Origin of the sequence: Egbenema bharatensis FJBBOT/2019 (assembly GCF_048077055.1) — a bacterium.
GTDB lineage: Bacteria > Cyanobacteriota > Cyanobacteriia > Elainellales > Elainellaceae > Egbenema > Egbenema bharatensis.
In genome coordinates, this window is the sequence record NZ_CP182236.1 from 2,425,930 (window position 1) to 2,451,760 (window position 25,831).

At 50.9% G+C, this 25,831-nt stretch carries 20 protein-coding genes and 2 pseudogenes; 6 read left to right on the forward strand and 16 right to left on the reverse strand.

The annotated features are described in order from the left end of the window. Positions 1-552 precede the first annotated feature (552 nt). On the forward strand, positions 553-1,725 hold the full coding sequence (locus tag ACM1PF_RS11280; RefSeq protein WP_416674565.1) for a YihY/virulence factor BrkB family protein: 1,173 nt from the start codon (positions 553-555) through the stop codon (positions 1,723-1,725). A gap of 13 nt (positions 1,726-1,738) precedes the next feature. On the opposite strand, the gene ACM1PF_RS11285 is transcribed toward ACM1PF_RS11280, so the two are convergent. The 9 genes and pseudogenes from ACM1PF_RS11285 to ACM1PF_RS11325 all read right to left on the reverse strand — a co-directional run bounded on the left by ACM1PF_RS11285 (position 1,739) and on the right by ACM1PF_RS11325 (position 12,376). Continuing rightward, a complete protein-coding gene (locus tag ACM1PF_RS11285; RefSeq protein WP_416674566.1) occupies positions 1,739-2,776 on the reverse strand; it encodes a glycosyltransferase family 61 protein in 1,038 nt (345 codons plus the stop codon). A 121-nt stretch (positions 2,777-2,897) separates the two neighbouring features. After that, positions 2,898-3,875 (reverse strand): class I SAM-dependent methyltransferase, encoded by a 978-nt coding sequence (locus ACM1PF_RS11290; RefSeq protein ID WP_416674567.1) that lies wholly within the window; start codon positions 3,873-3,875, stop codon positions 2,898-2,900. Positions 3,876-4,414: 539 nt separating this feature from the next. Then, positions 4,415-5,776 (reverse strand): hypothetical protein, encoded by a 1,362-nt coding sequence (locus ACM1PF_RS11295; protein ID WP_416674568.1) that lies wholly within the window; start codon positions 5,774-5,776, stop codon positions 4,415-4,417. A 227-nt stretch (positions 5,777-6,003) separates the two neighbouring features. Further along, the gene (locus ACM1PF_RS11300) at positions 6,004-6,387 is read right to left on the reverse strand and encodes a hypothetical protein (protein ID WP_416674570.1); all 384 of its coding nucleotides are present in this window, start codon (positions 6,385-6,387) and stop codon (positions 6,004-6,006) included. A 257-nt stretch (positions 6,388-6,644) separates the two neighbouring features. Beyond that, a complete protein-coding gene (locus ACM1PF_RS11305) occupies positions 6,645-7,058 on the reverse strand; it encodes a hypothetical protein (protein ID WP_416674571.1) in 414 nt (137 codons plus the stop codon). Between the two features lie 75 nt (positions 7,059-7,133). Next, on the reverse strand, positions 7,134-8,483 hold the full coding sequence (locus ACM1PF_RS11310) for a hypothetical protein (protein ID WP_416674573.1): 1,350 nt from the start codon (positions 8,481-8,483) through the stop codon (positions 7,134-7,136). Between the two features lie 532 nt (positions 8,484-9,015). Continuing rightward, positions 9,016-10,536 carry a YcjF family protein gene (locus tag ACM1PF_RS11315; protein WP_416674575.1) on the reverse strand — a complete coding sequence of 507 codons (1,521 nt, stop codon included), beginning with the start codon at positions 10,534-10,536 and terminating at the stop codon, positions 9,016-9,018. A 168-nt stretch (positions 10,537-10,704) separates the two neighbouring features. Further along, entirely contained in the window at positions 10,705-10,983 is a 279-nt protein-coding gene (locus ACM1PF_RS11320) for an RNA recognition motif domain-containing protein (protein ID WP_416674577.1), read from the reverse strand. A 188-nt stretch (positions 10,984-11,171) separates the two neighbouring features. Continuing rightward, a pseudogene (locus ACM1PF_RS11325) lies at positions 11,172-12,376 on the reverse strand (DUF2252 domain-containing protein). A 100-nt stretch (positions 12,377-12,476) separates the two neighbouring features. Here ACM1PF_RS11325 and ACM1PF_RS11330 point away from each other — a divergent pair. The 3 genes from ACM1PF_RS11330 (at position 12,477) to ACM1PF_RS11340 (ending at position 15,035) form a co-directional block, all read left to right on the forward strand. Continuing rightward, positions 12,477-13,034 (forward strand): pyroglutamyl-peptidase I family protein, encoded by a 558-nt coding sequence (locus tag ACM1PF_RS11330; protein ID WP_416674579.1) that lies wholly within the window; start codon positions 12,477-12,479, stop codon positions 13,032-13,034. 120 nt (positions 13,035-13,154) lie between these two features. Further along, complete coding sequence (locus ACM1PF_RS11335) at positions 13,155-14,528, forward strand: SGNH/GDSL hydrolase family protein (protein WP_416674581.1); 1,374 nt, start codon at positions 13,155-13,157, stop codon at positions 14,526-14,528. A 183-nt stretch (positions 14,529-14,711) separates the two neighbouring features. Continuing rightward, positions 14,712-15,035 carry a HesB/IscA family protein gene (locus tag ACM1PF_RS11340; protein WP_416674582.1) on the forward strand — a complete coding sequence of 108 codons (324 nt, stop codon included), beginning with the start codon at positions 14,712-14,714 and terminating at the stop codon, positions 15,033-15,035. Between the two features lie 12 nt (positions 15,036-15,047). Here ACM1PF_RS11340 and ACM1PF_RS11345 read toward each other — a convergent pair whose 3' ends face one another. Next, positions 15,048-15,275, reverse strand: coding sequence for an RNA-binding S4 domain-containing protein (locus ACM1PF_RS11345; protein ID WP_416674583.1), 228 nt, complete (start codon positions 15,273-15,275; stop codon positions 15,048-15,050). Between the two features lie 314 nt (positions 15,276-15,589). On the opposite strand from ACM1PF_RS11345, the gene ACM1PF_RS11350 reads away from it, so the two are divergent. Together ACM1PF_RS11350 and ACM1PF_RS11355 are read left to right on the forward strand one after the other, a co-directional pair. After that, positions 15,590-16,354: a peptidase gene (locus tag ACM1PF_RS11350; RefSeq protein ID WP_416674584.1), complete on the forward strand. Its 765-nt coding sequence runs from the start codon at positions 15,590-15,592 to the stop codon at positions 16,352-16,354. 108 nt (positions 16,355-16,462) lie between these two features. Next, positions 16,463-17,570: pseudogene (locus ACM1PF_RS11355) on the forward strand (ABC transporter ATP-binding protein). Between the two features lie 15 nt (positions 17,571-17,585). Here ACM1PF_RS11355 and nfi read toward each other — a convergent pair. From nfi to mrdA, 6 genes are all read right to left on the reverse strand, one after another. Then, positions 17,586-18,311 carry a deoxyribonuclease V gene (gene nfi, locus ACM1PF_RS11360; RefSeq protein ID WP_416674586.1) on the reverse strand — a complete coding sequence of 242 codons (726 nt, stop codon included), beginning with the start codon at positions 18,309-18,311 and terminating at the stop codon, positions 17,586-17,588. Positions 18,312-18,647: 336 nt separating this feature from the next. Then, complete coding sequence (locus tag ACM1PF_RS11365) at positions 18,648-20,033, reverse strand: UDP-glucose dehydrogenase family protein (RefSeq protein WP_416674588.1); 1,386 nt, start codon at positions 20,031-20,033, stop codon at positions 18,648-18,650. Positions 20,034-20,084: 51 nt separating this feature from the next. Continuing rightward, positions 20,085-21,047: a UDP-glucuronic acid decarboxylase family protein gene (locus ACM1PF_RS11370; RefSeq protein ID WP_416674589.1), complete on the reverse strand. Its 963-nt coding sequence runs from the start codon at positions 21,045-21,047 to the stop codon at positions 20,085-20,087. A gap of 313 nt (positions 21,048-21,360) precedes the next feature. Beyond that, positions 21,361-22,509, reverse strand: coding sequence for a DNA-processing protein DprA (gene dprA / locus ACM1PF_RS11375; RefSeq protein ID WP_416674592.1), 1,149 nt, complete (start codon positions 22,507-22,509; stop codon positions 21,361-21,363). Positions 22,510-22,654: 145 nt separating this feature from the next. Next, positions 22,655-23,314, reverse strand: coding sequence for a DUF2301 domain-containing membrane protein (locus ACM1PF_RS11380; RefSeq protein ID WP_416674594.1), 660 nt, complete (start codon positions 23,312-23,314; stop codon positions 22,655-22,657). A 379-nt stretch (positions 23,315-23,693) separates the two neighbouring features. Then, on the reverse strand, positions 23,694-25,478 hold the full coding sequence (gene mrdA / locus ACM1PF_RS11385) for a penicillin-binding protein 2 (RefSeq protein WP_416674596.1): 1,785 nt from the start codon (positions 25,476-25,478) through the stop codon (positions 23,694-23,696). Between the last annotated feature and the right edge of the window lie 353 nt (positions 25,479-25,831).

The window sequence follows — 25,831 nt, forward strand, 5'->3', positions numbered from 1 at the left end:
CGTTCATACTTTGGTATCTTGAATCGGAATAATCGATCAATTGGCTGACTCAGAATAAGGGATTTTATAAGATTCAAAATGCGAATCATTCTGAGAATGAACTATTAAATAATTAGATTACTGATTAGATTACTGATGTGAATTATTCTTTATCTTGACTCGGATGATTTGAGTTGATCGAGCATTACCCAGAACGACACCAATTCTCCAAAGTAAAAGTAGGGTGGGCACCGCCCACCAGCCCTCATTCAGTGCCACTCAACGATCAATAGAACCTTCAATAGAACGTTACATCCTTAGGATAATGGACCAAACAACTTGGGCAACATTTTACCTCGCTGACTGGGCGGGCAAGACTTCGGCTTGAGCTCAGTCGAAACGCTGCCCACCCCACAAGAATTCCAGATTATTCAGTTCGCATTTCTTAGGGAGATTATCTACAACACTAGCAATATTCCTTCCACAGAGAGACGCACGAACCCCAGAGAGTTTGATACCTTCAGGCAAGCTCCTGGTTATCCCACGTCATTAAGTCACCCCGAATTTGCAGCCATGAAAGTCTCCGCATTTTTCCCATTACTGAAAGAAACTTTCTCCGAGTGGATGGAAGATAAAGTTCCCCGCTTGGCCGCAGCTTTATCCTACTTCACCGTCTTTTCCCTCGCGCCATTGCTTGTCATTGCCATTTCGGTTGCGGCAATTTTTTTTGGAGAAGATGCTGCCAGGGGGCAAATTGTTGGACAGATTCAGGGCTTGGTGGGACAGGAGGGGGCTGCCGCCATTGAAACGATGATCACCAATGCCGATCAAGTTGAAGGCGGTGTGTTTGCTACTGTGTTGGGAATCGTTACGCTACTGATTGGTGCATCGGGTGTTTTTGGTCAGTTACAGGATGCCCTGAATACCATTTGGGAGGTTGCCCCCAGACCCGGACGCGGCATTGCCTACTTCATTCGATCGCGCTTTCTCTCCTTTGGGATGGTGCTGGTCATTGCATTTCTACTGCTGGTGTCGTTGGTGATTAGTGCAGTAGTCGCGGGCATCGGAACTTACATGACTGACGTAGCGCCTGGATTATCTGCGCTCTGGGAACTGGCCAACTTTGCCATTTCCTTTGGTGTCATTACCCTGCTGTTTGCCTTGATATACCGGGTGTTACCTGATGTAGAAATTGCCTGGGGAGATGTTTGGATCGGCGCAGCAGTGACGGCCTTTCTGTTTACAGTCGGTCGCACATTAATCGGCATCTACCTGGGCAGTGCAGCGGTTGGTTCAGCCTATGGGGCAGCTGGATCACTGGTGGTGATTTTGGTTTGGGTTTTCTATTCCGCACAAATTTTGCTGTTTGGGGCTGAGTTTACCCAGGTTTATGCTCGTCGGTACGGTTCTCGGATTCGTCCCGCGCCGATCGCAGTGGATCTGAGCGATGAGGGACGGGTGCAACAGGGAATTCCCCGCAACGAGTATGTCAAGGAAGTGGCTGAATCGGAGGCAGGACAGGCACCTGAACCAGATCAAGGGTCTAGCCGTCGTCGGGATGCTGCTCCCCCACCGCAGAATAGGGCTAACCGTCGTCGGGATCCGATCGAACCTGCGTCCCCCAGAACAGGGCAACGTCCCGCTTCCTCTCCAAATCTGGGGGCAGTGATCCTGGGATCGATGGTTGTCATTGTTGAAACCGTTCGCGGCAGGAGTCGCAAAAGCAATCGTCGTCGCGATCGTTAGCAGTGGCATTGGGTCAGACAATGGCACGGGTGAGCATGCGCTCAATGTTTTCCCTCAGCAAATGGCAATCCACGATTAAATTTGCCGTATGGGTATCCTCATTAAAATTCTCTGAACTGCAAAGCTGATAAAAATATTTCAAATACAGAGCGGAGGACAAAGCAAAGTAACAATTGCGGCGGGCAGCCCTGGTTCGACGCAGTTCAAGGACGCTACTACCAGGTTTCATAAATAGCATATTGGTTAGACCAGCGCCATGATTTGAAACCAAGTATTGGGCATTTAAAGCAATCTTGACCTGCTGCTCAAAAGAATAATCTTCAAAGTAAATGGTTTTGAAGCCGTATTCTTCCAGAACGGCTATACATTCTGCTTCGTTAGCAATTTTCCTTTTTTTCGCTCTACCTCGACTAACATAAACCTTGCTGTAACTAAGATCACTGCATTCGTGCTGATAAAAGCTAGTATAAAGGCTTCTCAAGCCTCTGATAATGCTTTCGTTATAGTTTCCAGTGGGTGCTGTATGGGTAGGAATTTTAAAGTCTTTGCAATGAAAAGTTTCATGGACAAATTCGATCGCTTGAATTGAGAAAGGTTTTAGAGAAGACGTTATGAATTCCTGCTTTTGATATGTACCGGGTAGTAATAAAGTTGCATTTTCCAGTTTTTCCTGAATCATAAACAATCTAGGTAGGGCATCAGTCAACCAATGAAAATAGCCCTGGCTCCAGGTATCTGTTACCCAAAAGACTTCACGATCGATCGATCGATGACTGGATAAGAAATTTTTAAACCACAGCTTCAACTTACCTCTGATTCCTTTCCAGGAATCCATAAATCGTGGAGATGGAAATGACTGTGGTAAGATTTCGCTGCCACACACCAGTAAGCCATCTGGATTAACGGTAATATCTTTTAGGTAAAGTAATGTAGTTGCAGGAATGATCCTTTTTAGTTCATGGTCAAATAATTCTAAATCTTGCGGATTTAGATTAATCGGCAGATTCCGAATCGAAGTACTGGTTGGGTACAGTATTTCCTGGTTCAACATGACTGATCCTCCTGTTTTTTCAATCTTCAGTCCATGTTGAAATAATCCGGATTCTAACTCACCTTATCTCTACTGGGCTACTGTGCGATCGACAATCAGGGGGACACTGTTGATGCGAGACCTATGAATTGATCGCAATGAGTCGGATGGAATCGTATTTCATTGCTTTAGATGACAACACCGACTTCAGCAGCAATTTCCAGGCGCGCAGCTTGAAGTTTGGCGGTGAATCTCGCTTTGAGTCATAATGGGCAAAGGATTGCCAGATCTCTGCTTCATTCTCTAGCCATGTATTGGTAAATTGCCTGAAAAAGCCATCGTACTTTGTTTTTGCTACGCTGAAACCGTATTTAGTGAGGATTAAATTCAGGCTAGAGGGGGTAAAGAAGTTAAGATGTCGAGGAATGTCTGACCACGGCCATTCTCCCTGATAACTTTTGAAACCACGGGAATGACAATTGGGCGTTTCAACGATGAAGATACCACCCTGCTTTAAAATACGTTTAGCATTAGAAACCGCAGCATTAATATCGAGACAATGTTCCAAAACATGGGACATCAAAACTACATCAAATTTAGGCTCCAAAACCTCTTCAGGAAGTTCCTCAGCCGTTCCTTGAAAAACCAGCATACCGGATTTCTTAGCCGCATCTCTGGCACACGGATCAGGCTCAACGCCGACTCCAGAAAAACCTTGCTTCATGAACTGCAGTAAGTTCCCGCCGTTGCCGCAACCAATTTCACAGATTGTCAAGCTATCGCCTTCAAGCAGAGATAGGGCATCATCGGGGGTTAAAGGTTCGCCCCGATCGAAACGGTAGGATAGATGTGCTCTTAATCGATCGAAAAATGTTTTTCGCGGTTGAAGTTGACTGGTTGATTGAGAATTGTGAGTGTAGTAGTTTTCCAGTTGATAAAAACCTGGGATTTCTGCCCTGGATGGTCTTTCCCAGACCTGTCCATAGTCACACACTTCACACCAATCTATTGCATAGCGTCTGGAATTAAATGGTTTTCGGTAATCACATGGTACTGAAAACAACGGCGATGTCCTGCGAGTGCATATCGGGCATTCACCTGATTTGTTTTTTTCTTCCATGAAATTTGTTTAGAAACTTCTAAGAACGTTATGGTTCATTGGCAGGCAAGATGCCTGCGCTACGGAAATCGATCAATTTGTATCAATTGGATGCTCCCTATGGCCTTAGCTCACGCACTAATGAGCCGATCTTAACCACAAATGAATGCTAATCCCTCCGACAAGGGATGAATATAAGAGAATACATGACAACCTGGAAGAACAAATTAGGATTCCAGAACGATCGCCACTTTTCCCAGTTTCAAAACCATTAATCTATCTAGAGGTGGATGCCACGTAAAGTATTTTTTATCTAAAAATTTGCCCCCTGGAACAAATCGCCAGGAGCTACCCATTCATGTAAATTCAGTAGATCGCAAACGGGAGTATATCACGTTTGCGAGTCTGACCCTCATCCCCCAACCCCTTCTCCCACAGGGAGAAAGGGAGTCGGATCGAAGTCCCTCGCCCTTTGGGAGAGGGATTTAGGGAGAGGGCGACAAAAGTGACATGCTCCTTCGCAAACCCTGTTTAGATCCCCCCTAGCCCTCTTAAAAAAGCTATGGTTTAGACGAAAGTCTGTCAGATTCATACCCTAATGCAGCCGTGAAGGGCTGGGCAAATAATCGCGCAATTCCCTCTGCTTCAGTCAACCAACGATGGCTCACCTGATTGCGATCGGCTCCCGTTTGCTGAGGAGATCGGGCGATGTGATCAGGATAGGACTGAATCGCTTTGGCAATTTCTAGCATTCGTCGCTCCTGATCGCGGGTGATGCGCGACTCACTGTTGCCTAATCCCGGTGCATCCCAGGTTTGGGTACGGGGATCAATGAATGACTGAACTCTTGCCCAAAGAATTGCCTCAGTCCCCGTCATGCCGCGTTTGTGGGCTTCTGCCAGCCACTCCACATACCCAGCACTATCCAACACTGCCTTAGGAGCCTGATTCGCCAGATCAATTCCATTCAGTTTTTCCTCCAGGGACAATACCAGACCTTGGGCCGCCGCCTTCCGCAAAATCGTTTCAGCCTGGGAACGCAGACGGGCGAGCTGCTTGGTATCGGCCTCTTCCGGGGTGGCAGCACCATGCTGATAGGAAAAACTGCCCAAATTCCACACGCCATTTCCCGGATCAGTATGACCATAATAGGCTGGATTCTTACCCCCATGAGGAGTTCGGGTTCCCTCTGCACTGCCCACGGCGATCGCCACCAGGGAATCTGCCTCCCCAGCAAACAACGCATCCAGTGAAACATCCTTTGATCCAGCAGCATCCGGTGATCTAGCAGCATCCGGCGGAGGTGGAGCGATCGATTCAGCTTCGGTTTCCGGTTCGGGGAGTTTGAGTTCCCTTGCCGAGGGATCTGTGGGAGCAGCGGGAGGAGTTGAGAAATCGGGAGATTCTACCTTCGCAGGGGGTGGCGTGAAATCCAACCCGATGACAGGCTTGGCTGGTTCGGGTTCAAACAGGGCTTCATCCGGCAAGTCCTCTGGGAAAGCGAAGGGAGAGGACTCAGAAGGAAGGGGCGGAGGGGCGGGGGGTAAAACAGGCTGCGGTCGATGGGATGCGGGGAGATCGGAGGATGGAGATTGGAAAGGGGGCAGTTCAAATAACGGCAAGGCAGGCAGAGACGGATCTGCTTCAGAGGCAGAGGGGCGATCGAAAACTTCGCTGGGTGGCTGATTTAAGCGATCGACACCAAAGGGAGTCAAATCTTTTTCAGGAGAATTCGCTTGCTCAGTGTATGCCCTCGCAGGAGCAGCGTCCAGGGCTGAAATCGGAGGAGTAGGGGATTTGTCCAGAGGAACGACGATCGGAGAGGCTGGGCCAGCCTCGAAGACCAGGGCATCTTTGGCATGGGCAGTGCTGCCGAAGACAAGGGGCATGAGACCCAGCAGCAGAACAGGTGAATACTTCATGACAGCCAGGGGTAGATTTGGATTTTGAACTTTAGATCTGAAATGGCGAACGAAACTGAAACGAACATTCAGTTTGAGGAGATAGTTTGTAGGAATTGATTTAGGAATGCGAACTGAATAGTCTGAAACTCTTGTGGGGTGAGCATCTTGCCCGCCCCGTCAGCAACGTAAAACGCTTTACAGGTGATTTAATCCATGTCCTTACAGTGACAGGCGCTTGTGGAAATCTACTGGAGTAGTCGTTCCAGAAGGGTTCTGGCTGGTTCTACCATCGTCCAGGTTCCATCGGGCTGGCGGCGGAGGGCCGCGAAGTGAAGATAATCTGCTGAACCGATCGTCTGTCCTTCTACAACCGTTCCGATCGCAGGATTTCTGAGTCCGCACAGACGAAAGAGATACGCCGGGACATCAGGACTGGAAAACAACAGGCAATTCTCCACCGTCGTTTCAATCTGTCCATCAAACGGTGCGTAGACCGAACGCCCATTAACCTGAATTGAGACTTCACCTAATCCTGCGACAATGCGATGCCGACCGATTTGTTCTCCGGGTTGCAGTTGCCAGGCTTGCTGAATTTGAATCGTGCGCATGGGTTCGGTAGTTGATTGCATGGAACAACTGGAAGCAATAACCCACGTCATTGCGACTCCTCCAACCCATTTGCTCGCCGAATTCACCTGCATGATCTGCATGATCTCCATCCTTACCCGATGCAAGGCTAAAACTCTGAAAGATTTGGAATGCCTAAAACTGAATTTCCAGCAATCGATCGAGTTTTGCCAGGATACTTAGCTATTACTTTACAGTAATTTTGTACTAAAGGATGAGGAAGCCTTTTATTCCAGATTCAACTTACTCCAGATTCAACTTACTCTTGATTAAAAAAACGAAACTGATAACCCACATATTCCTCTCCTTCATACAGGACAACCAGCCAGGTTTTTGGATCAAAGGCGAGGGGATAAACGGCCCGCTCCGCCTGAACGCCAGCTCGAACTTCCAGATTGGAAAGATAACAATAGGGAGATTGTAGAACGCTTTGAACTCGCGCTTTAGAATCCCGTTCAGAAATAGTCAGGAATGCGGCCAGTTGTTCTCTGGAAACAATCACATTCTGTTGTACATCACCCTGACAGGTTTCAGATGAACGACTGGTTGGCACAAATTCATTCACAAAGCCATTCCGATTTACATCCATCATCAGTCCTAGAACGACTGCTGCCAAGCCGCCGACGGGTAGTAGTCTGAGGATAGGAGATTGAGTTTCTCTAGTCTGTTGCATTGTGCTTCTCCTGATATCCAGCAAAGAAATAACAGCCAACCATCAACAGTAAAGTGATTTCAAGTAATACAGGACTCATAATCTGCCTCCAATTAATAAACCCAACATTAGAATCAATAAACGATAGATCCAGGACATTCCCGATCGGGGCGTGCGGCTGGTGCGATAAACCGCAATCATGGCGGGAGCCGCTAACAGTGCCACGGCAGGAGTCCACAAAAAGGGAAAGGCCGAAATGATGAAGTTGAGGGCAATTCGTCCTAACACAGCCCCCACAAACAACGCCGCTCCCTCCCGCAGATCAAACCCCAGCAGCGACACCGATCGCCGGGCAGTCCGCCTTGCTCTGGATCTGGCTCGACTGGGGGAATGATGATAGGGTGGGGAAGTCCCAGGAACAGGCGATCGCAGGGCAGTTTGAGGAGATGGGGGCTGGGGCGATCGAGGGGCAGATGCAGAGGCAGTGTGAGGATCTGATTCTGCTGGCATGAAGAGGTCGGAGAACCAGGCCCAAACTCCGCGAGAAGAGGCTCCAGAATCTTGGGATCGATTGCCCCAATGCCGCAACGCTTGAGCCGTTAAGTTTGCTTCTCGTTCCGCTTGAAACAGGTCGATCGATCGCGCTTGCAAAACATAAATTCCATCTGAATTTTTTGCAATCTGGGGAACGGCAGTTTTTTCGTACTCGCAAACGACAGGCGGTTCTGTATCAGACTCGATCGGATTTTTGTAGTAAGCGGTTCGTTCCAGGGCAGCCCAATCCTGCTCCACCTTTGCCGCCATTGCCTTTAACTCTAAAAGGGCAGACTCTTGAATCTCGGAGAGCTGGTTAATATGCTGCACATGGGCATCCAAAATCCGAAAGGCCTGATTCAAAACTTCCTGGGGAGTTTGTAGGGTGGGAGATTGGAGCCGATTGAACTGCTGAACATAAAACTCCGACTGTTGTTGTAGTCGTCTTACCGTTGCAGCTAATTCATCGGGAACGGGGCGAGGGTCTGGCGCGGAACGGGTTTGTTGGCGTGGAGGTAAACCGTCCGAACGTTTGGGTTCAGCAAAATTCTGCGTTCCTTGAGTCGGGTAGGGACGAACTGAGGATTGACTTTGAGAACTTTGCCTAGAACTCTGTCTGGAATTCGTTTGAGGCTGTAGACTCGAATGAGTGGTTGGAGCACAGGAATCAGCGGTGAACGAGGAAGGGAAATGAACGGAATTGGATGAGGTGGGCTGAGTCCGAACCGATCGAGATGATTCACTCAAAATTGGGTGTGTTGGGTTCATCTGAGTTGTCCGTCCCGGATCAGGGGTGGGAGGTTTGGTAGAGAATGGCTCCAGCACAGGGGCACGATGGCGTTGCGAACTTGCTGCCCGAATTGACTTCAGTTGGGACTCGATCGCCTTTTTTTCTTGCTGCAACTCTCTCATAACCGCTCCTTGGGGGCACACCCAGTCAACAGTACTTGCTTAGTACATAAGTACTATAACTAGTTTTTTTTCGCCCGTCAACAAGTTTTTTGATTGAGTTTGGGTATTTGTAGTGACTGATCGGATGGATCGTCGGATGGATCGTCGAACGGATCGCCGGATGGATCGTCGGATGGATTAATCAAACGGATGGATTGAATGGATTGATCGAACAGATTCAGTAGATCTAAAATAGGTTCGTTTCACGGTGAACCCTGGGGGTGATCCCCCTAAATCCCCCTTTTTAAGGGGGACTTCAACTCCTCTTCAGTCTGTGCTACGCACACGCTCCGCGAACGGTTCCCCCTTTTTTAAGGGGGGCTAGGGGGGATCTAAACAAGGTTTGTGAACTACTGAGATGGATCGACCAGATGGATCGACCAGATGGATCGACCAGATGGATCGACCGGATCGGTTAGAACCGTCAAATAGAACCGTCAAATAGAACCGTTAACTTTGCTGAGTTCCAGCAGCGGATGTTGATTGAATTCCCTCAAGAACTACGATCGCCTTCTTCCCGCTCCTGCAAAGGCTGAACGACCCGATCGATTGCCTGTTTAACAAAAACCTTCATGAACTCATCGCGCTGATTCAGACGAAATTGTTCCTGGACGACTTCTGTGATGCCACCATCGCCCCAGTTTTGATCCTGCCGGAAATACTCAATGAAGCTCTTGCCCGCAATGCGAGTCAGGTAGGCTGCGGTTGCTCCATGGACGGCTCGCCCAATCACAAAGGTTGCCACATTGGTTTGCATGGCGATCGCAAATATCTCTGTTGCGCCCCGCACTAACCCCAGACTGATCAGCGTTTTAGTCAGGGACACGGCCAACTCTTTGCCGCGTTCGATATTCATTTCACAGTCATAAACCCGCCCAATTTCCACCACCATCTGGGCATTCACCGCTGCGGCCGCCAGAATATCGACGACTGGAATGGGCATGGCCGACACCACTCCCGCGCCAATCCACTGAAACCGCTCGACCACTTTTTCCGCCTGCTTCAGTCGCTCTGCATCGATCAGTTCTCGGGCCGCTTCACCCAGTTGTTGCGCCTGAAACAGAAGATTGTCAGCAATTAAGTCTTCCCCTTCCGATCGCAGAATCATCACCATACGACGGAGGAGGGGAATGATTTCAGGATCCGGTCGCAGCGTTTCCCCCGATTCCAGGGTGATGGCTTGAGGGTTGGCCGCCACCGCCACCAGATCCTCTGATGGAATCAGGGGATGCAGACGATCCTGAAGGCGATCGAGCAAGATCTGCAAGTCCGCTTCAGGGTAAAGATCAATTTTGTTGAAGACGACGATCGAACGTTTGCCAATCTGCACCAGGGAGCGCAACGTCGTCCATTCAGACTGCCGCAGATCATTATCAATGACAAACAGAAGCAAATCGGCTTCAGCCGCTAACTGCCGGGCGAGCTGTTCTCGTTCAGTACCCACGATCCCCGCTTCCAGAATCCCCGGTGTGTCAGTGATGTGGATTTCCCGATCGAGTCCCTTAAACCGAAACGGATAGGTTTCTCCAATGATGGTGGTTCCCATCGGCGCGCCCACCTGCCCCACCATCCGCCCCAGCACTGCATTCACGATCGAAGTCTTGCCAGCTGAACCAGTGCCAAACACCACCAGACGAAATTCTCGCCGCGCGAAGGTGGATTCCAACTCCCGCGATCGTTCCAGTAGGGCCTGACGAGCGACCTCATCTTGAATTCGGGTGGCCTGCTGCCGAACAGCCTCCAGGGAATCCTTTGCTGCTGCCGATCGCTGGACGGGCACCCTAGGACGAGGTCGTTGCCGCTTGGGACGACCAAACAAAAAGCCATAGTACACCACCCCTGCAATCAGCAAAGCCAGCAGAACCAGCAGCAAAGCCAACAGCAGATTACCCAGAAGAGGAGAGGCTAGAGACACCCCAGCATAGAGTCGATAAACTGCGTCAATCAGCCACGCCACCAGCCCTAACGCCAAGAGAATCCCGACAATAACAGCTAGCCAACGCGCCCTAGACATCAGCGACTCCAAACTGATACAGCTTCGCCTTAGATCTTAGAGGCTGGATTCCAAATTGCGGCAATGAATTTCAACAGCAATTCAGGATTGCCATGCTCCACCACCTCTCAGCATCCTTATAAAAAATTGAAATGCTGAGTCAAAACCCAAATCTAAATTTCTAAACCTTTAGAAGCTGCCGTTTCTACGGTTTCCACCACCGTTCTCACGAGGTTTTGCCTTGTTCACTCGGATCTCTCGACCTAGCCATTCGGCTCCGTCAAGCTCGGCGATCGCCTGATCCTCCTGGGTTTCGTCTTCCATTTCGACAAACGCAAAGCCACGCTTTCTGCCCGTCTCACGATCCGTAGGAAGACTGACTCGGCTAACTTTACCGTATTCAGCAAACACTTCCCGCAAATCCTCTTCAGTAGCCTGAAAGGACAGGTTACCAATGTAAATAGTCACGATCCTCTCCAAACCATACGAAACATGAGGCGGTTCATAGAGATGGTCAGGAATTGCATTGCTTTATACCTTTTCATCCACTACTGAACGACGCTTCGACCGTGATCATATCCCATGTAATGGTAAATGGCTGCTACGCAGAAAACATCTTTCTTAATTTTTAAGACAATTTTTCTGAAATTAGTCCATCAGGCTGCGGTCATTTTCTCGTAATCCATACAAAATTCTGCATAATCGGCTTCCACCTGAGTTACGTAAGCTGCGGCATAGTTCAGAAGGGGATCATGCCAGGTCGGATCCTCGGCAAAGGCAATCAGTTCATCAGCGGTGGCGGAACTGCGGCGACCACTGCTCCGAAGCTGGCTCCAGGCGGTAATCTGCCCCATTGTTTCCACCACTGTTTCCAATCGCTCGATCTTACCATTCCAATCGCTCAGGCTCAGTTTGTCCTGGGTCGGTTGGAGTTCGCGCAGCAGGAAGGGTTGCCCCTCCAATATCACGGCATGGAGCAGGGCAGGGGGGACAGCTTGCGCTTTTCGCTGAATCGTTTCTACGCGGACGGCTTCATTCTCCCAGACGGGCTGATGGGACTCCACATGGGCCTGTAGGCAGGAGGGATGCATCTGCTTTAGATCCAGGAAATAGTTGCGATCGGGTGATCCGCCGCCTTCCACCAAAATCAGGTAGCGCATGAGTCCCATACTGGCGGTTCCTGATAATCGACCTACCACATCCAGCACTTGAAAGAAATCTGGATTGTCCTGGGTTTCTGCCCATTGACCCATGAAGCTTTTAATCTGGGCTTGCCGTTCGGCGGGAATGCTGACAAACCGTTTGGATTCGGTGGAGATCTGCCGTTTACCGCCCTTCGATCGAGTGTAGCGATCGAGGAAATCTCGGCGTTTCCGTTGATCCAACTTCTTGAGCAGGTCTTTGATCATGCCCTCCGCCGTGACCGAGTGGACTGTCCTGGATTTGCCCGATTCCAGAGCCTCGGTGTAGGCTTTGAGGTAGCGATCGCACAGGTGGCGAGCTTCATCATCGTCAATGCCGAGGGTATGGGTGGCGACAAAAATGCTGCCCAGAAAGCGAATCAATTCCCAGGTGCAGGGGCCAGCACCGCTTCATCAAAGTCGTTCAAACCAAAATAAACCTGGCGATCGTCTCCCTTAAAGCTGCCAAAATTCTCCAGGTGTAAATCTCCACAGATCCAGGTCATGGGAGCTAAATCGATCGCCGGGGCATTGGCCACCCAGTCCTCGTAGAATAAGTGGCAGGTGGCTCGGTAGAAAGAATAACTTCCCGATCGCATCTTGCGGTATTTGATCAGGAGCCGCTCTGGATCACGCCCCCAGTTAAACTGCAACACCCTGTCAAGAATATTTCGTGGCATAAATCCAGGTAATGGCGGTTGGGCCTAACGCTGCGACTATACATTAACCCAAGCTGACTGAACTGAAATAGTATCGGAAATCACGATCGATGCTGGAAGTATGCCCTCAACCACTCTGCTGACTTCATTTGCCCCCTGGAAAGCAAATCACTGGTCTAATTCAGCCGATGATCTGTTGCAGGATCTGCTGGCTGATCTTGCCCATCGAGAAACGCAGGGAGAAACGCATCTCGAAAGCAAATTATCGCCAACCTCCCTGCACTTTCTGCGGCAATTGCCCGTCAACTTCCCAGTGGCCCACTCGATCGTCACCCATAAAATTAATCAGTTACAACCCAGGCTGGTTCTGTGCTGCGGTATGGCAGAATCTCGTCACAAGTTGAGCCTGGAATCTAACGCAGTTTGTCAAACTCAGCAGCTTTATACAAGCATTGACCTGGACGGATTAGCCGCAGGATTGACGCAAACTGAAATTAGCCATGATGCGGGACGTTTTGTTTGTAACGCCCTATACTATGGCATACTAAATTATCTAAAATGCTATTCTCCAGATACACTGTGTCTGTTTGTGCATATTCCCGTACTAACTCCGAACAATCGGAAGGGTATCGTGGCCGATTTCTGGGCAATTTTGGAGAGGTTGGAGTTAAAAACCTAGAACCATAGCCTGGGTGCTTGTGAGCCATCTATTCCCCATTCGTCATCTGCAATTCAGTTAGAATCAAACTCCAAAACAAGCTCCAAAATTGTCAGTTTGCTGTTAAGAGGATTGTCGTTCATGTACACGCGCCGTCGCCGATGGAAGCGGAAAGCAAAACGCCGCTCTTGGCTCCCCGTTGTGCTGTTGTTGGTTGGAATACCGATCGGGCTAGAGTTGCTCACCCGTGCAGTCACCCATGCGGCTGGCATGAATGAGCAACTTGCTGGTGATGCCGCTGCTGGAACTGAGCGGGTGGATGCCTATCGCCTTCGGTTTCTTGGTTCTGATCGACAACCTTTTGAAGGGGTTGATAATCGAGGGGAACTGCTGGCAGCCCGAAGTCCGTTAATGGGTTATCAGCTTTTGCCTGATCAGAGCAATTCATTCTGGACGATTAATGAGCAAGGGTTTCGAGAGGAGCAGCCCATTTCGCCCCAGAAGGCCGAAGGAGAAGTCCGAATTTTTGTTCTGGGCGGTTCCACTGCCTTTGGGCAACTCAATTCTGGCAATGAAGCAACTCTGGATAGCCATCTCGAAAAACTGCTGAATGACCGGGTCGCGGATCAGCGGGCCAATCCTGGACGCTATCAGCCCGCTACACTGCCCTTTCGGGCCGATCAGGTGGGTGAAGCCCTGGCTCTCCCCGCCCGAATTCCCGATCGCCAGTATCGTGTGATCAATGCAGCCGTTCCAGGCTATGCCTCTGGTAATGAGTTAGCCCTGCTGATGCAGCACGTTTCTAACTACAATCCTGACATTCTGATTGTCCTCAATAGCTATCAGGACTTGCTGTTGTCCAGTGAGCAGGCAGCGTCCGACATTCCAGGATTAGATGCCCTGGTGCGGGGTGAGCGCGAAAGCTCTGTTCAGCAGGTACAGGCTTCGATCGGCAATTGGTTTAACCAGTTGTATACCGTGCGAGCCGTCGATCGCTATGTGCTGCAAAGCAATGTTGCGGAAGATGAGTCAGCCATCACGCTCAATCTCTTGACTTCCCCGGAAGGCAGCCTGGGGCAGCACCTGCCCGCCGATGAAGCAGAGCTAGAACGGCGAGTCGCTCGTTACCGAGACAATCTGCTGCAAATGGTGCGCTGGAGTTCATCAACCCAAAAGCGTTTGCTGATTGGTGTACAGCCCGAAATCACTGGGCGATCGACCGAAGCCATGACTCCAGAGGAATCTGCCATCCTGTCCAAGTTATCCAGTACCTACAGCGATCGGATTCAGGCGGGATACCCTCGTCTGGTGAGTGCCGCTGAACAGGCCGCAGGTGCTTCTGCCAATGCCAGACTGCTCAACTTCTACAATCTCTATGAAACCTATGAAGGGCAGGCCTTCCAAAGCCCCACCAGCCTGACCGATGAGGCAAATCAGATTATGGCCAGTCGGTTCTTTGAGGCAATCGTCGGCGATCTGGCGATCGCACCTCGACCCTTTGGCACAGTGGAGTAGGAAGTAGGGGCGATTCGTGAATCGCCCATCCCGAAGAAACAGTGAAGTAGGGGCGATTCGTGAATCGCCCATCTCGCAAAAACAGTGAATCGCCCATCCCGGAATCGGACGTGAGATTTTCCGTACCGCAGGCCTTATCGTTATAAAATTTGATCCGAAACGTTCTACGTCGCGGGATTAACCATGATTCATCTCAGCTCGGCTGCCATTGCCGAGGTCAACCGGATTAAATCAAAGCATTCTAACCCGGAGGCATTGGTTCGCCTGGGAGTTAAGGCAGGGGGGTGTGGCGATTTTTACTACACCCTGACACTGGATGAGGTAGCGACGGCTGAGGATTGTGTGACTCACTGCGACACAGTACGAATAGCGATCGCACCGGAGAGCCTCAAGTACTTAGATGGGTTGAGGGTGGACTATACCGAAGACTTGATGGGAGGCGGTTTCCGCTTCCATAATCCCAATGCCAGTTCTAGCTGTGGCTGTGGTAATTCCTTTTCGGTTTAGTCCGGCCTCTGGTTAATATTCCTCCAGTTCTGACGATCGATCGAGGGCTACGGTGAAGTCTTGTCCCTGAAACGAGACGCGATCGCCTTCTACCAGCTTCCGTCCGCGTCGGGTTTCCGTTTCGCCATTCACCTCCACTTCGCCAAACTGAATCAAAACCTTGGCTTCTCCGCCCGTTTGTACAACTCCAGCCCATTTCAAAAATTGATCTAGCCGGATGGTGTCTCCCTGTGCTGCCATATTGTTCTCCTCCACTTGATTTCCTCCACTTTTGCTCTAGTCGGCTGTCTTTTGGGGAGCATGTCACTTTTGTCGCCCTCACCCTAAATCCCTCTCCCAAAGGGCGAGGGACTTCGATCCGGTTCCCCTTCTCCCAAGCGGGGAGAAGGGGTTAGGGGATGAGGGTTAGACTTGCAAACATGACATGCTCCCGTCTTTTTGTTTGCGGTTAGGAAAGCTCCGCCTACAATGGACTTCAGATTTCCTTTTCTTGAGTTTTTCAGCATCTATCCTTTTACACTTTCCCTCCCCTGCCCTCCTCCTATTTTGACCCAATGACCTACTGCCTTGGCATCATCACCCGCTATGGGCTGGTACTTGGTGCAGACTCCCGCACCAACGCCGGAGTGGATTATATTTCAACCTATCAAAAGCTGTTTGATTTTTCTGATCCAGGGCAGCGCGTTCTCCTGTTGGCAACCTCAGGTAATTTGTCGATCACTCAGGCTATCGTCAACGCCTTGCAGCAGGACTTAAAGCTGATGGAGAGCGAAACCATTCACACCTTACCGACCCTGTACGAAGTGGCTCGCTACATTGGGCAAAAAATGCGGAGTGTGCAAGAACAGGAGCGCCCCTGGTTGGAAAAAGATGGGATTGACTATTCCTCGACGCTGCTGCTGGGGGGACAGGTGCGTGGAGAAGAACCGGGACTGTATATGATTTATAGCCAGGGGAACTGTATTCAGGCCATGCCGGAAACGCCCTTTCTGCAAATTGGCGAAACGAAGTATGGCAAACCGATTCTCGATCGCACTTTAACGTTTGATACTCCCCTGGAGGAAGCCGCCAAATGTGCCCTGCTGTCGATCGATTCGACGATGAAATCAAACATTTCCGTCGGTTCGCCGATCGATCTAGTCATGTATGAAACCGACAGTTTTTTCATTAAGCACCAATTGCGGCTGCGGTTAGGAGATCCCTATTTAGCGAAGATGCGGCAGCTCTGGCAAGCCTCTTTGCGGCAAGCCTTTGAGCAAATGCCAAACCTGGAATGGGAATATATTGATGTTGTGCAGGAAGACGTTCTGACAGACTGATGGCTCCCAGCCCAAAATCTAAGATCTAAACTCTAGAATCCAAAATCCAAAATCTAAAATCTAAAATCTAAAATCTAAAACCTTAAACCTAAAACCTACAATCTCACTGTGGCACGAGTTTATCTAGACCGCATTACGCGACAATTTGGTTCAGTCAACGCGATCGAAAATATCAGCTTTGAAGTTCCCGATGGCCAGTTCTGGGTTCTGGTTAGTTCCATCCGGCTGCGGCAAATCCACCATCCTACGGACGATCGCCGGGTTGGAGAAAGCCACCGATGGCAGCCTGTATATTGGCGATCGATTAGTCAACACGGTTCCTGCAAGGGAGCGGGATGTGGCAATGGTGTTTCAAAACTACGCGCTCTATCCCCATATGACCGTGGCGGATAATCTGTCCTTTGGGCTACGGATGCGGCAGGCAGATTCTAAAACCATCAAAGCTCGGATTGAAACAGTGGCAAAGTCCCTTGATATTCACCATTTGCTCGATCGCAAACCGCGTCAGCTTTCAGGTGGTCAACAGCAGCGAGTTGCATTGGGTCGGGCGATCGCTCGACAGCCCCAGGCATTTTTACTGGATGAGCCACTTTCCAACCTGGATGCCCAGCTCCGAGATGAAACCAGAGCCGAACTGAAACAACTGCATCAGCGCGTCGGAATTACAACCATCTACGTCACCCATGATCAGGTAGAAGCCATGACCCTGGCGGATCAAATTGTGGTGCTAGATCAGGGCAAAGTTCAGCAAATTGGCGATCCGCAAACGATCTACGCTCACCCCGCAAACCAGATGGTGGCAACCTTCCTGGGCAATCCGCCGATGAACGTATTTCCTGCTCTTTATAACGGCTCGGCCTTTCAGGTTGCCGGACAAACCCTTCCCTGCCCCGATCTCTTACAGCAGCAACTGCACCCCCAGGCTGGGCAACGATTTAACCTGGGGATTCGCCCAGAGCATCTTCACCTTGCAGTCGATCCCCTACTGCGCCATCTGATGACCGAAGTAGTCCTGGTGGAACCCCTGGGGCGGGAGATTCTGGTGCGATCGCTCCTTCCCACCGAAAATCGTGAAATGGCTCCAGTCTTTAATCTACTAGTGCCTCCAGAGATGCGACCATCGGTTGGCGATCGGTTGCCCTTGCATTTAGATCTAAATCAGCTTGCGGTATTTGATCCAACAACTGGCAGGCTCCTGGGAAAAAGGATCGAATAACCTATACTCCTCACCTCAAAACAACCGCAACTGACTCTCTTCCCTCTTTTCAACGTTTAGATTCTCCAACTCCGAGGCAGGCGTTTCCGATGCCAACTTGTGGGCCTGGCGCGTGGTTTCCGGCAGACGGTACTTGGGTGTGCATTGCAGTACGTAGGCGATCGAGGTTTCCAGGCTGATGCGGTGTCCCGGTGAGATGTACAATGGTTTCGTTTTAGAACGAGTTCGCAGAGCCACTCCAATCACTTCTCCCTGATGCTTTAGCGGTTGCCAGGCTCCCTTCTCATCAGAAACCGTTTCGTGCTGACCCACCAGCAGCGACTTCGCCACCCCGATCGCAGGTAAATTCGTCAACAGTCCAACATGACAGGCAATCCCCAATCGCCTGGGATGAGCCGTTCCCTGTCCATCACACAGTAGTAAATCCGGCAAATGCTGCAACTGATCCAATGCATCCAGTACCGCTGGCACCTCTCGAAACGAAAGTAAGCCCGGAATGTAGGGAAAAGTAGTGGGACGATGCGCGATCGCCCGTTCCTGGATTTGCAAGTCTGGAAAGCTTAAGACAACGATCGCTGCCCGAGTTGTATCACCACCGTCTTCAAACCCCACATCCACCCCCGCCACTGTCCGCACCTCACCCAATTGGTCAGTGGTGATAATTTTGTCCCGAAGCGACTGTTGTAGGGCGATCGCCTCCTCACGGGACAGGTTCCAATCATGGGAATGCTGAAGTTCCATACAAAAAACAGATAAGGGGCGTATTGCTTACCTTACCTGTTTGGGTGGGGGAATGGGAGTGGGGAGTAGGGAATGGGGAGTCGGGAGTGGGGGTAGGGGCGGATTGCGATCGCCCGTCCGGGAATCTTTGCTGACTGGGTGGGCAAGACTTCAGCTTGAGCTCAGAGTTCGGCGAGGACTTCGGCGTGAGCCGTCGAACGCTCAGTCGAACGCTCACTCGAGCCGTCGAAACGCTGTCCACCCCACAAGAATTCCAGGTGATTAAGTTTGCAGTCCTAATGCAGGCAAGATGCCTGCGCTACGAACTCCTCACTCCTCACTCCTCACTCCTCACTCCTACCCACACCGCCCAATTCCCATATAGCGGAATCCGGCTTTCTCCAGGGCTTCCTGATCCAGGAAGTTACGCCCGTCGATCAGGACTGGGTTGGCCATCAGTTGGGCCATCTTGGAATAGTCGAGGGTGCGGAATTCCTTCCAGTCGGTTACGAGCACCAGGGCATCACAGCCATCCGCCAGCCGTTCTGGATCTGTTTCGACGTGAACGTTGGACAATCCGTGCCGCATACCACTTTGAGCCACCAGGGGATCGTAGGCCTTGATCTTCGTGCCCAGGCGGTGCAGTTGCTCAATGATGTCCAGGGCAGGAGCATCCCGCATATCGTCGGTATCCGGCTTAAAGGTGAGTCCCAACAATCCCACGGTTTTACCCTTGAGGATTTTCAGAACTTGCTGGAGTTTTTCGATCGCCATTACCCGCTGCCGCTGATTCACGGTCACCGCAGACTTCAGCAGTTGAGCATCGTAGCCATAATCATCTGCCGTGTGGATCAGGGCAGAGACATCTTTGGGGAAGCAGGAACCGCCCCAGCCGATACCCGCTTGCAGGAATTTGTTGCCGATCCGCGAGTCTAACCCAATCCCTCTGGCAACCTGAGTCACATCTGCACCCACCCGATCGCAGATGTTGGCGACTTCGTTGATGAAGCTGATTTTGGTAGCCAGAAACGCATTAGCGGCATACTTAATCATTTCAGCCGAACTCAGGTCCGTCACCAGGACTGGAACCGTCGGCAAGGACTTATCCTCAGCGAACTCACGGGAAACGATCGGGGCATACAGTTCCTTCATCAAGCTAATCGCCCGGGAATTGTTGCTGCCCAGCACAATGCGATCGGGGTTGAAGGTGTCATAAACCGCCGAGCCTTCCCGCAGGAACTCTGGGTTACTGACCACATCAAAATCAGCCGAGCGATCCATGACCGCGCTACCGCCTGCCCCAACGGCCGCTTTTTGCTGTTCAGCTACACCATCCAGCACCAGCATCCGCACCCAGTCCCCTGAACCGATCGGCACAGTAGACTTATTCACAATCACCTTGTATCCACCATTGAGGTGTTCGCCAATGCCGCGAGCCACTGCCTCAACGTATCGAGTATCGCTTTCACCCGTTGGCAGCGGAGGGGTACCCACTGCAATAAACAGAATTTCACCGTGTGCTACGCCTGCTCCCAGATCAGTCGTGAACTCAATGTGCTGGCTCTGGATGGCTTCCTGCATCAGTTCCGACAAACCCGGCTCAAAAATCGGAGATTGTCCGGACTGCATTAACTTTACTTTTTCTTCATTGTTGTCTACGCAGATGACATGGTGCCCAATGTGAGCCAGGCAAACACCCGTTACCAAACCGACATATCCAGTACCGATAACACAAACGCGCATGAGACAATTCCTTAATTATTCAAGGTGTGATTAGCGTGAGGATGAACAAACTTAAAGCTGTACTGGGGTGGAGGTTCTGCCCCCAGCGGCTTCAATCCGTTCCCGGAAGTCTTCGATCGTCCGTTTCAATCCATCCTGAAGCGGAACAGTCGGTTGCCAGCCTAAGTGGGTTTTAGCCCTGGTAATATCGGGCTTACGACGACGCGGATCATCTTGTGGTAAAGGCTTAAAGTCGATCGCCACATCAGGATTCACCATTTGCTGAACCGCTTGAGCCAGTTCGAGAATCGTGTACTCATCAGGATTCCCCAAGTTCACTGGGCCGACATAGTCCCCGTTCATCATTCGCATCATGCCTTCGACGAGATCAGAGACATAGCAAAAGCTACGGGTTTGAGAACCATCGCCATAAACGGTGAGCGGTTCTCCTTTTAACGCCTGGACGATGAAATTGCTGACCACACGCCCATCGTTTTCCAGCATCCGAGGGCCGTAGGTATTAAAGATCCGAATCACGCGGATATCAACATCGTTTTGGCGATGGTAATCAAACGACAGGGTTTCAGCAACGCGCTTGCCTTCGTCGTAGCAGCTTCTAATGCCAATCGGGTTCACATTCCCGCGATAGTCCTCCGTTTGGGGATGAATTTCCGGATCGCCATAGACTTCGGATGTTGAGGCCAGAAAAAATCTTGCCTTCACCCGCTTGGCCAAACCCAGCATATTTAACGTCCCCATCACATTGGTTTTGATGGTCTTAACCGGATTGTATTGATAATGCACAGGCGATGCCGGACAGGCCAGGTGGTAGATTTGATCCACCTCCAGGCGAATTGGCTCAGTGACATCATGCCGGACTAACTCAAAATTCGGATGATTAAACCATTTGAGGATATTTCGTTTATGTCCTGTGTAAAAGTTATCCAGGCAGATCACATCATGATCTTGCTGCATTAAGCGATCGATGAGGTGGGAACCAATGAAGCCCGCACCACCGGTGACTAGAATTCTCATAAGCCTCTAATGCTCTGATACTTCATAAATCAGTTCTTCAGCAAAATTGGAATCATTTTCAGAGTCCCGTTCTAGAGTTCCCCTCTGGCACTAAATCGTCACAGGAAATCTCAAATCAACAGATTGAAACGGATCCTGGCTTTGGCTGAAAAACATAAATATTTACACTGTACGTTAGTCCTGATCGGCAAGATTTACCCCCTGAATGGGCATCAATTTATTGAATCTTTAAATTATTTGGATCTTTACCCGTAATTTCTCGGATCTTTTATAGGAAGTTTAGTGTTCACGCAAAGCAAAACTTCTAATGCCATCATCCCCGCTGATAGCGCATTCCCGGCAGTTGGGTCACAAATCCCATCAGTTCCAACTGGGACAACGCACTGAGAATAGCTCCAGTTTCGAGGCCAGCCTGTTGCACAATGCGATCGAGGTTTACCGGATCCAGGGAAACTGCTTGCAGGACAGTCTGGAGATGGGGTTCAAGCTGAATGGGGGGGTGAGGCGGCAGTTCTGGCAGCAGGGACAGTTGCTGGGTGGAGGCATTAGATCGTTGGGAAGCCCATTGCAGACTGGGCAACTCTCCTAACGCTTTCAGTAATTCCTGCTCTCCCAGAATCAAGCTTGCCCCCTGGTTCAGCAATTCTAAACAGCCTCTGACCCGAGAATTATCTAACGAACCGGGCAGGGCGTAAACCTCTCGACCATATTCGTTGGCCAGGCGAGCCGTAATCAGAGAACCCGATTTGACTGGAGCTTCCACGACTAAAGTGGCACGTGCCAACCCAGCAATAATCCGGTTGCGGCGAGGAAAATTGACCCGTTCTGGTTGTGTTCCCGCCGGATATTCACTCAGTAACAGTCCTTGGTGAACAATGTGCTTGGCTAATTCCAGATTGAACGCTGGATAAATCACATCAACGCCGGTTCCCAACACCGCGATCGTCCGTCCCTCTACGCCCAAACAACTGTGATGGGCTTCCGTATCGATTCCTTCAGCTAAGCCCGAAACAACGGTGAAGCCCGCTTGAGCCAAAGCAATACTGAGCTTGCGGGCCCAGCGTCTGCCATAATCAGACGGACGACGAGTACCGACCATAGCGATCGCCGGAGTGATGCCTTGATTTTCCAGGGGTTCCATCCTGCCTTTGTAGTACAACACCGGCGGTGGATCTGGAATTTCCAGCAACAGTTGCGGATAATCGGCATCGGCAGGAGTCCAGAAATCTGGGTTCGATCGCATATGTTGCTGAAGGAATGATTCGGGATCAAGCCGTCTGCGTTCCTGCAAAATCACGTCGATCGTTTGCGTACCAAACCCTTCAACGGTTCTCAAATCTGAAGGTTCAGCCACCCAGGCCGCAGACAGGGTACCAAAGTGGCTTTGCAAGCGTCGAATCAGAATCGGGCCAATTCCTGGAATTTGCGCCCAGGTCAGCCAATAAGCTCGCTCTTCAACCAATGGCTCCTCCCGGATGACCCATGACGAGATGACGAATGATCAGTAGTGATGGCAGTAGTAATGGCAAAGAAATCAGTACAGTGAAACACTTCAGCTAGTGTTCCCCAGAAACACCCTAAAATGCTGCTCTTCACCATCGTGATGATCAGTTCGCACCAGCCTGCTGTTTTAAGTAAGCGAACACGCTTTTATCGCCAATATCGGGGGGGATAGCTTGAAACGCTTTTCGTAAAGCAAAGACCACAAACAGAACTGCCCAGGCTGCCAGTAATCCTCGCTCTGCCACCACAGGTAAAACGCCTGTCAAATGTCCCAGGAGTAAGGTTGGCACCAGGGGGGTTAATAGCTTGGTTTCCAGGCGATCGAAACAGAAAGCTTCCTTAAAGAAAATGCCCGTCAGTGCTGCAAAGCTAAATCCAATGCCCAGGATCGTGAGGGGGTAATGGTAAACCGTTAAAGCAAAAGGTTCCTGGCTACCGTGAGCCACCACCAGAGAGGCGATCGCCCCGATTAACCAGAAGCCCTGTAAAGCTCGGTGGAGAGGAGCCATGTAAATATGAATGGTCAACAAGCTGACTGCCAGAGCTGCCATAAACCCGGTATAGAGTACCGTCAACGCCACCAATACAGACGGAATCGCTCCCTGCCACAGCAATAGCGTACTGCCAATGGCAAAGCAGAGGGCTGCAATCATTAACCCAGTCCGGTAAATCACAACTCCCTGGCGATCGGTTGGCGTAATTGTAAACTCGCCAAACTGTCCCTGGTATACAGTCAGATCATCAGAGATAGTTTCAACACTCATAGGTCTTTTACCCTGTAACTCCTAATTAACAGGATACTCCCCTCCCTTCTCAAACCTGCGGGATCAAACCTCCACCCCACAAACACCCTCCTGTCTCCTGTTTGCTTTCGCTGAAGCAGGGCGCATAGCAGTTCGCCCCTACCGGATACGGTATTCTTTCCGCACACCGCTCACTTCTGACTCCTGACTTCTGGCTCCTGGCTCCTGACTCCCTATTCCTTAGACGGGCGAACGCAATTCGCCCCTACTTCACTCCCCACTCCCTATTCCCCATTCCCTATTCCTTAGACGGGCGAACGCAATTCGCCCCTACTTCACTCCTCACTCCCCATTCCTTAGACGGGCGAACGCAATTCGCCCCTACTTCACTCCTCACTCCTCACTCCTCACTCCTCACCCCAAAAAACGCCTTATACACCTCATGCGCCACCGGGATCGCTGTTACCCCGCCAAATCCACCATTCTCAACAATGACGGCGATCGCAATTTGAGGAGCATCCACCGGGCCAAACCCGACGAAGAGGGCGTGCGGTTGGGGGCCCACCACTTCAGATGTTCCGGTTTTACCAGCGGTGAGTGGAATCGAACCATCGTTCAACCCTTGGGCGGTTCCCTGCTGCACCGCAGCGACTAAGCCCGATCGAATCGCGGCGATCGTTTCCGGGGAGAGTCCAGTTGCTTCCGGTTGAGTTTCTGGAGTATTCGTTTGCTGGGTCATTAAGTGAGGTTGAACCCGATACCCACCATTGGCGATCGAAGCCACCATCACCGCTAATTCCAGGGGGGTTGCCTGTACCAATCCTTGCCCGATGGATGTACTCACCGTATCCCCGCCATACCAGGGTTCACCATACAGCTCCTCCTTCTCATCAGGGGTGGGAATGATCCCACTGCCTTCACCTTCCAATCCCAGTATTGTTGTGCCGATCCCCATGCGCTGGCCCCATTTGGAAATTTCCTCTGGCCCGATAGAGAGTCCAATCTGGTAGAAAAAGGTATTGCTGCTGTAGGCCAACGCTTCCCGAAACCCGATCGCCCCATAGCCCTGCCGACTATGCTCCCAAAACTGATGATTGCCCAGGGTAATAAATGCCGATGTAGACAAAATCGAATGGGGCGAAAAGCGACCGGATTCTATGCCAGCCGCTGAAGTCACAATCTTAAAGGTGCTTCCAGGGGGATACCCTTGCAAGGCTCGATTCAGAAAAGGATAATCCCCCTGCTGGAGTTGTTGCCATTGCGCTTCCGACACGCGACCTGTAAAGATGCTGGGATCAAAGCTAGGAGAACTGGCCAGGACTAATACCGCTCCAGTATTGACATCGATCGCAGCCACTGCTCCCCGTCGTCCGCCCAGGGCTTGCTCGGCCGTACGCTGCATTTCCAGATCCAGGGTCAATTCCACCGTTTCCCCCCCGGTTGCCGCCTCCATGCCCAGCAGACGAATCTCCTGTCCCTTAGCATCGACCTCGACTAACCGCTGTCCCCATTTCCCTTGCAGCAGCTCATTAGCCAGCCGTTCAATGCCCATTTGTCCCACAATCATGCCATTGGGGTAAAGGGGATTCGCGTTCATATCTGCCTCAGAGGCTTCTCCGATGTAGCCGATGACATGGGCTGCTAAGGTGCGATGGGGATAGAGCCGAGTGGATCCGGCAAAGACTTCTACACCCGGTAATTGAGGAGCATATTCTGCCAGAGCAACAAATGCCTCAGGGGTAATTTGCTGACTAATGCGAACCGGCAAAGGAGAGTCATAACCCGTTTGGGCTAATCGATCGATAATCTCCTCGGCGGGGATCTCTAGAATCTGCTGTAATCGGAAGGCGGTTGTTTGCCATTGCTGCGGGGATTGTTGCCGGGGCCACAGGTACACCCCTCGGGAAAGGCGGTTGGCGGCGATCAACTGACCCTTGCGATCGACAATGTTGCCTCGATCGGCCGACAGCGGAATGGGACGCACCCGGTTTTGTTCCGATCGCTCGTGGTTGAGTTGCCCCTCCAGGATTTGTAGTTGCACGAGTCGAAACGTACAAACTCCCATGATGGCAGTGATCCCAAGTAGCAAGAACACCGATCGCCAGATTAATTCATCTCGACGAGACGGAGAAGAGGAGGAAGAGTTTGCCTTCCGTCGATGGGGAAAAAAGAGTCCACTCGCCATGGTTGCTTCTCGTTGTGCATTCGTTAAGGGACGTAACCGAATGATTTAGGAGTGAGCCAAATGTTCAACCGAGTTTGAATGCATCTACAAAACTGAGGTAGCCTGGATGAACTCGGATTTTACCCGATTATGTTCTCACCAGGAGACTCAACCATCAGATGCTAGACCACTCCAGGGGCTTGGTCTGGTTGTGAGAACCGGAGCATCATGGCAGGCAAAGGCGTGATTCCTTGATGACCATGAGCTTTACGGGCAGGCGCAGCACATCAAAACATTCATGCCGATCAAGAGCATATCAAGACATCCATGATTGTCATCATGACCTGCCTTCTGGTAGTTTAACCAGAACTGTT